Origin of the sequence: Dietzia maris, assembly GCF_014144855.1 — a bacterium.
GTDB lineage: Bacteria > Actinomycetota > Actinomycetes > Mycobacteriales > Mycobacteriaceae > Dietzia > Dietzia kunjamensis.
The window spans coordinates 1-4,249 of record NZ_JAALDN010000452.1; the positions used below are offsets into that span (position 1 = coordinate 1).

The 4,249-nt window shown below is 72.2% G+C and carries 5 protein-coding genes; 2 read left to right on the top strand and 3 right to left on the bottom strand.

Annotated features, from left to right (window positions below):
* The coding region (locus tag G6024_RS14095) for an SGNH/GDSL hydrolase family protein (protein WP_159148978.1) at positions 1-817 on the top strand (817 nt) is incomplete at its 5' end.
* A gap of 80 nt (positions 818-897) precedes the next feature.
* Positions 898-1,887 (top strand): SGNH/GDSL hydrolase family protein, encoded by a 990-nt coding sequence (locus G6024_RS14100; protein WP_159148979.1) that lies wholly within the window; start codon positions 898-900, stop codon positions 1,885-1,887.
* Positions 1,888-1,998: 111 nt separating this feature from the next.
* Here G6024_RS14100 and G6024_RS14105 read toward each other — a convergent pair whose 3' ends face one another.
* The 3 genes from G6024_RS14105 to G6024_RS14115 all read right to left on the bottom strand — a co-directional run.
* Complete coding sequence (locus G6024_RS14105) at positions 1,999-3,285, bottom strand: Dyp-type peroxidase (protein ID WP_159148980.1); 1,287 nt, start codon at positions 3,283-3,285, stop codon at positions 1,999-2,001.
* Entirely contained in the window at positions 3,278-3,820 is a 543-nt protein-coding gene (locus G6024_RS14110) for a copper chaperone PCu(A)C (RefSeq protein WP_159148981.1), read from the bottom strand. The genes G6024_RS14105 and G6024_RS14110 overlap by 8 nt, the downstream gene beginning before the upstream one ends.
* 70 nt (positions 3,821-3,890) lie before the next feature.
* Positions 3,891-4,249: hypothetical protein (locus G6024_RS14115; RefSeq protein WP_159148982.1), on the bottom strand; the 359-nt coding region annotated here is incomplete at its 5' end.

Below are 4,249 nucleotides of genomic sequence, written 5' to 3' on the forward strand. Positions count from 1 at the left end.
GGGCGACTCCTACGCCGCCGTCGGCAGGATCGCGCCCGGCGCGTGGGGGGCCGGTCCCGTCGCGTGTGTGCGCACCGACGACGCCTACCCCACCGTGGTCGCCCGCGAGCTGGGGGTGGGCACGTTCGTCAACGCCAGCTGCGGCGGCGCGGTGGCCGATGACTTCCTCGCGGTCGGCCGGACCGGGGCCCCGCCCCAGTTCGACGCCCTCGACGCCGATACCGATCTGGTGACCATGACCATCGGTGGCAATGACGTGGGCTTCGCCGCCGTCATCGTGGCGTGTGCGCTGCGGCCCAACACCGCGCCCGAGCTGCTGCCGATCGTCGATGCCGCGACGGCGAGCCTGTCGAAGGGCTTCGATCCCACCGCCGGCTGTTCGGACGTCATCGACCGCCAGGCCGCCCGCGCGCTCGAGACTCTCGACCAGCGCATGGACGCGGTGTACGCCGGGATCGCCGAGCGTGCGCCGCAGGCCCGCGTGGTGACGGTCGGGTACCTGGCCGCGGTGCCCGCGGACGACCGGATCATCGAGCAATCCCCGGCCTGCGCTCCGTTCATGGCGATCAGCCGGGAGGAGCGGGCCAAGGTCCGCGGCTTCCAGGACAGCATCAACCGCGTCGTCCGCGACGCCGCCGAGCGCAACGGCGCCACCGTCGTGATCCCCGATGAACCGGGCCACTCGATGTGCACCCCGCCCGAGAACCGCTGGGTGGACTTCACCGGGCTGGACACGGGCGCGGTGCCGGTCCATCCGACCACCGCCGGCCATGCGCACGTCGCGGATCGGGTGCTCGCCGCGCTGGGCGATGCCTGAGTCCGGTCACGTCACCTGACGACTGTCCAGTTGGGCCCAATTCGGTAACGAAGCGGCGTCGATGAGAGAACATAGAGCTCATGCTCACCACTCCTCGGCGCCGCTTCGCCGGTTCCCGCACCCTCACCACCTCCCTCGCCCTGGCCGCGTCCGTCGTCCTCACGGCCGCACCCGTCGCTGGTGCCCAGTCCACCACCCAGGCGGACGGCACGATCGCCCTCGGCTCCCTGGGGTCGAGCGTCGGCACCCCTGTCAGTGCGTCGGGTTCGCTCGGCTCGCTCTCGACTCCGGCCTACGCCGACTACGTGGCGCTCGGCGACTCCTACGCCGCGCTCGGTGACAACACCACGCCCGCCGGTGGGCCCGAGGGCTGCGGCCAGAGCCTGGCGAACTATCCGAACCAGCTCGATGCCAACCACGCCGTGGGCGAGCTCACCGACGCCACGTGCGGCGGCGCCCAGACCGAGGACATCCTCGTCGACACGCAGTACCCTGAAGCCCCGCCGCAGATCGAGGCACTCGACGCGGACACCGACCTGGTGACGCTGTCCATCGGCGGCAACGACGTGGGCTTCGGCACGATCGTCGGGTGCATCACCGCGCATCTGCAGCCCGCCGGGCCGGATCAGCCGATCGACTGCCGCGAGGAGCTCGGTGGGGTCGTCGCTCAGGACATCGCCGACATCTTCGGGAAGGGCGGAGCGGTCGACGAGGTCTACGCCGCCATCGAGTCGGCGTCGCCCGACGCGACCGTTGTCGCTGCCCAGTACCTGCCGCTCATGCCAGCGTCGGACGAGGACGGGTGTCTCTTCACCACCCTGATCGGAGCCGAAAATCTCGAGTGGGCCCGTGAGGTCACCGAGGCCATCAACGACGCAGTCGACGAGGCCGCTGAGCGCAACGGGCACATCTCGGTCCTGCCCTCCTCTGACACCGACCGCAGCGGCTGCGCTCCGGTGGACGAGCGGTGGGTCGTGTTCGCGGATGGTTCGGCGAACAACACGGCCGCCTTCCACCCCACTGCCCTGGGCCAGCAGGCCATGGCCGACGCGATCGCCGCGGCGATCTGACCGCCGCCACCCCGGTACGACCACAGCCGCCCCTGGGGAGGGCGTCTGGCGCGCACCGAAGCGTGCGCCAGACGCCACGCCCGGGGGCGGCTGCGTCGTTGGGGGCGCCCGTCAGCCCTCGAACAGCCCCTGCCCCACGTACCCGCCCTCCGGCGCGCCGGGCGGCAGCGCGAACACAGCCGACCCGATCGGGATGGTCCACGTGTTGAGCGCGTCCTGCTCGGCGAGCCGCTGCTGGACCGGCACGAACGTGCGCACCGGGTCGGCCTGGTAGGCGGTGAACAGCAGCCCGAAGTTGCTGATCTCGCCGCCCTCCGGCGGGTCGTCGTAGTTGTACGGCCGCCGGAGCATCGCCTCGCCCCGATTCCGCTGGCGGGCCCGCGCGATGTGGGACTCCGGCGGGATGACCGGCAGTCCGGTGGAGTCGACCGCCTCGAAGTCTGCCGGGTCGTGCTCGTGCGCCCCGGTCAGCGGTGCGCCGGTGTCGAGCCGCCGGCCCACACTCAGCTCGCGGGACGTGCGGTCGATCTCCTCCCAGGTGTCCATAGTCATGCGGATGCGGCGCAGCACGAGCGACGACCCACCCCGCATCCACCGCTGGGCCCGCCCGTGCGAACCCCTACCGTCGGAGAACAGGATCTGGTCGAAGTCGACGTCGTCCGGCCGCGGGTTCTCCGTGCCGTCGATCTGACCGAACAGGTTGCGTTGGGTCCGCCCGCTCGGGTCGGTGCCGACGGCCTTGCGGAATCCCCGCTGCACCCATCGCTGCCGCACGACCCCCCGCACACCGGAGGCGAGGACCCGGGCGGCGTGCGAGACGATCAGCGGGTCGTCGGCGCAGATCTGCAGCAGCAGGTCCCCTTCCGACCAGCGATCCTCGAGTTGGTCGATCTGCGGGAACGCCGGCAGCTGCCGCAGCCAGTCCGGCCGCTTCTCCGGCATCCCGATCGCGTCGAACAATCCGGGACCGAACCCGATCGTCACCGTGAGGCGCGCGGGATCCTCGGCCAGTTCCGGCTCGAGGTCTGCCAGCCCGCCGCGCCCCTGAGTGAGCCGGGCGGCATCCTGGGACCAGGCCCGCAGGACGCCCTGGATCTCGGCGCGGGTCGCCCCCGGGACGACGTCGAATCCCACGAACGCGGCGTGCGATTGCGGGGCCGTGGTGATGCCGGCCTGCCGCGGGCCATAGAACGGTTCGGTGGCCGCGCCGACGACTCGCGAGTCGGCGACGGTCTTCCAGTCGGGGCCCGCCTCGCCGTCGTCGACGACACCTCGCGCCGCGTATCCCGCCGCTCCGCCGACGACACCGCCACCCACCACGCCCGCGACGCCCCCGGTGAGCACTGATCGCCGCGACACACCTCGCCGGGACAGACCTCGCCGGGCCTGCTCAGCCATCGTGGCTCGTGCCCCCGCTCATCTCGCCCTGACCGCCGCCGACGTACTCCTCCTCGCCGCCACGGAAGTCGCGGGCAGAGACGGTGACGTCCTGCTCGGCGCCGTCGAACTCGAGCGTCAGGGTGACCTGCTGGCCGGTGGTGATGGGTCGCCCCAGCCCCATGATCATGATGTGGTTGCCGCCGGGCTCCAGAACCAGTTCGCCGCCGGCGGGGATGACGAAGCCCTCCTCGCGCTCCTGCATCATCATCCCGCTGGCGCCGGGGACGGTCTCGTGCAGCTCGATGCTGCCGCCGAGGTCGCCCTCTACGCCGGTCAGCTGCAGGTCGGTGTCGCCGGGGTTGCGGATGGTGCCGAAGACGCCGGACATCTCGGTGTCGGTGGCCTTGGCCCAGCCGTCGTCGAAGGTGACGGTGGTCGTGTCTGCTCCGGCGCTGGCGGCGGCGGTGTCGTCGTTGTCGGTCGCGCAGGCGGTGGTGAGAGCGAGCGCGAGTGCGGAGGCCGCGGCGAAGGCGGCACGCGTGTGGGTACGCATGGCGTGGGAGTCCTTGGTGTGGTGTGTGTGAACGCCCGGCAGCGCGTGCGCGTACCGGCGCGGGAGGTGGTCACACAGCCACGGGTGGCGCCCGGGTTCCGCCGCGGGCGAGGAGGTACCGTCCGCGCGGGGCGTCGGCGTCGTAGGAGGCCAGAAGCCTGGCGACGACGACGAGGTGAGCCGTCACCGGCATGGGCAGTACCCGGGCCGCCAGCCAGGACAGTGTCCCGGTCAGGATCGCCACCAGCGTGAGCGTGGCGACGATCGCGGCCAGGTGGGCGCCCAGCATCCCCGGGGTGAGCAGCGCCGCCGCGGAGGCCACCGGGTCGAGGCCGACGCCGTCCATCGCGGCTCGCACGACTGCGGGATCCGCAGTGTGGTGGCCGAGCGCTCCGACCCCGTCGCCCGCGTGACCGGCGGCGTGGTCTG